The sequence below is a fragment of the Pseudomonas sp. SDO5522_S412 genome (assembly GCF_054071215.1).
In genome coordinates this window covers 1-2,812 of the sequence record NZ_JBSVWQ010000392.1, presented here as the reverse complement: position 1 = coordinate 2,812, position 2,812 = coordinate 1, and the positions used below count along the sequence as shown (strand labels likewise).

General features: G+C 65.6%; 2 protein-coding genes. Both read left to right on the top strand.

Annotation, left to right across the window (positions count from 1 at the left end; all coding sequences use genetic code 11):
- Positions 1-108 precede the first annotated feature (108 nt).
- On the top strand, positions 109-1,527 hold the full coding sequence (gene gspE / locus ACW9I6_RS31910) for a type II secretion system ATPase GspE (RefSeq protein WP_003210467.1): 1,419 nt from the start codon (positions 109-111) through the stop codon (positions 1,525-1,527).
- On the top strand, positions 1,527-2,738 hold the full coding sequence (gene gspF, locus ACW9I6_RS31905) for a type II secretion system inner membrane protein GspF (protein ID WP_008432563.1): 1,212 nt from the start codon (positions 1,527-1,529) through the stop codon (positions 2,736-2,738). Before gspE ends, gspF begins: the two co-directional genes overlap by 1 nt.
- Positions 2,739-2,812 lie beyond the last annotated feature (74 nt).

Below are 2,812 nucleotides of genomic sequence, written 5' to 3'. Positions count from 1 at the left end.
TTTTGCTTACTTTTGCGCTGTTCAAAAGTGAGCCGCTGTAAGAGCGGAACCAATCGAAGCCGTTACCGAAGGAATGGATATGTACTCAACCAAACGAAGCCCAAAAGCATGAGCCTCCTGCCCTACGCCTGGGCCAAATCCCAACGCATCCTCCTCCACCCGGGAACCCAGGGCCCGACGCTGACCATTTGCCCCTCGACCCCCGGCTGGTCCATCAGCGAAGTCCACCGCCAGTTCGGCCAAACCCACCTCATCCAGGTGCGCGACGACGAACTCGACGGCCTCCTGGCCACTGCCTACGCCGACACCGGCAGCGCCGCCGCCGTCGTGGGCGCCGCCGAAAACGAAGTCGACCTCGACCGCCTCATGCAAGACATCCCCGAAATCACCGACCTGCTCGACACCCAGGACGGCGCCCCGGTGATCCGCATGATCAACGCCTTGCTCACCCAGGCCGCCCGCGACGAAGCCAGCGACATCCACATCGAACCCTACGAAACCCACTCCGTGGTGCGCTACCGCGTCGACGGCACGCTGCGTGACGTGGTGTCCCCGCGCAAGGCCCTGCACGGCGCCTTGGTCTCACGCATCAAGATCATGGCCCAACTCGATATCGCCGAAAAACGCCTGCCCCAGGACGGCCGCATCGCCCTGCGCGTGGCCGGTCGCCCCATTGATATCCGCGTCTCCACCGTGCCCACCGGCCATGGCGAGCGCGTAGTGATGCGCCTGCTGGACAAACAAGCCGGCCGCCTGCAACTGGAAACCCTCGGCATGGACCCCGCCGTCCTGGCCAAACTCGACACCCTGATCCGCCAACCCCACGGCATCGTGCTGGTCACCGGCCCCACCGGCAGCGGCAAGACCACCAGCCTCTACGCCGCCCTGGCCCGGCTGGATGCGAGCACCAGCAATATCCTGACCGTCGAAGACCCGGTGGAATACGACCTGCCGGGCATCAGCCAGATCCAGGTCAACGCCAAGATCGACATGACCTTCGCCCTGGCCCTGCGGGCAATCCTGCGCCAGGACCCGGACATCATCATGATCGGCGAAATCCGCGACCTGGAGACCGCACAAATTGCCGTCCAGGCCTCGCTCACGGGCCACTTGGTGCTCGCCACCCTGCACACCAACGACGCCGTCTCGGCGGTCAACCGCTTGATCGACATGGGCGTCGAACCGTTCCTGCTGGCCTCGTCACTGCTCGGCGTATTGGCCCAGCGCCTGGTGCGTCGGCTGTGCCCGCACTGCAAGCAGGAAGACCCGGCCGCGCCCGGCACCTGGCGGCCTGTCGGGTGCGCGCAGTGCAACCAGATCGGTTACAGCGGGCGTACCGGTATCCATGAATTGTTCTGCATCGACGACGAGCTGCGCGGGCTGATCCACCAGGGCGCCGGCGAGCAGGCCTTGAAGGCCGCCGCACGCCGCGCCGGCATGTTCAGCATGCGTGAGGATGGCGAACGCTGGGTACGTAGCGGCGCCACCGCCCCCGAAGAAATCCTGCGCGTAACACGGGACGCCTGATGAACCGATACCGCTACGAAGCCGCCGACGCCAGCGGCAAGCTGGAGTCCGGGCACCTTGAGGCAGACAGCCAGAGCGGCGCGTTTGCCCACCTGCGCAGCCGTGGCCTGACGGCCTTGCGGGTGCAGGTCGAGAACAACAACGAGCGTGCCGGCGGTGGCGGCCGGTTCAGCGCCAAACTCTCGGACAATGACCTGGCCTGGGCCACGCGCCAGCTGGCGAGCCTGCTCGGTGCGAGCCTGCCACTGGAGGCCGCGTTGAGCGCCACGGTGGAGCAAGCCGAGAAAAAACACATTGCCCAGACCTTGAGCGCGGTGCGCGCCGATGTGCGCAGCGGCATGCGCCTGGCCGATGCGTTGGCCGCCCGGCCCCGGGACTTTCCGTCGATCTATCGGGCGCTGATCGCGGCGGGGGAGGAGTCCGGCGACCTGGCCCAGGTCATGGAGCGCCTCGCCGACTACATCGAGGAACGCAATAACCTGCGGGGCAAGATCCTCACGGCGTTTATCTACCCGGGCGTGGTGGGGCTGGTGTCCATCGGCATTGTGATTTTCCTGCTCAGCTACGTGGTGCCGCAGGTGGTCAGTGCGTTTTCCCAGGCCCGCCAGGACCTGCCGGGCCTGACGTTGGCGATGCTCAATGCGAGTGACTTCATCCGCGCCTGGGGCTGGCTGTGTTTTGCCGGGATCGTGGGTGGTTTCTGGAGCTGGCGCCTGTACCTGCGCAACCCCGTGGCACGGTTGAGCTGGCACAGCCGGGTGTTGCGCCTGCCGTTGATCGGGCGCTTTGTACTGGGCCTCAACACCGCGCGGTTTGCCTCGACCCTGGCGATTCTCGGCGGGGCGGGCGTGCCGTTGTTGCGCGCCCTGGAAGCGGCGCGCCAGACCTTGTCCAACGACCGCCTGAGCCAGTGTGTCAGCGACGCGACGGCCAAGGTGCGCGAGGGCGTCAACCTGGCTCCTGCGCTGGCGGTGGAAAAGGTCTTTCCGCCCGTGCTGATCCACCTGATCGCCAGCGGCGAAAAAACCGGCTCGCTGCCGCCGATGCTCGAACGCGCGGCGCAAACCCTGTCGCGGGATATCGAGCGTCGGGCGATGGGCATGACGGCGTTGCTTGAGCCACTGATGATCGTGGTGATGGGGGCCGTTGTGCTGGTCATCGTCATGGCCGTCCTACTGCCCATTATCGAAATCAACCAACTGGTGACCTGACTGCTGACAAAACACGATCAAAAATGTGGGAGCGGGCTTGCTCGCGAAAGCGGTGTGTCAGTCAACACATGTCG

What these genes read in the sequence shown, in the direction of transcription:
- gspE (WP_003210467.1), top strand. Translation starts at nt 109, where the DNA reads ATGAGCCTCCTGCCCTACGCCTGGGCCAAATCCCAACGCATCCTCCTC.
- gspF (WP_008432563.1), top strand. Translation starts at nt 1,527, where the DNA reads ATGAACCGATACCGCTACGAAGCCGCCGACGCCAGCGGCAAGCTGGAG.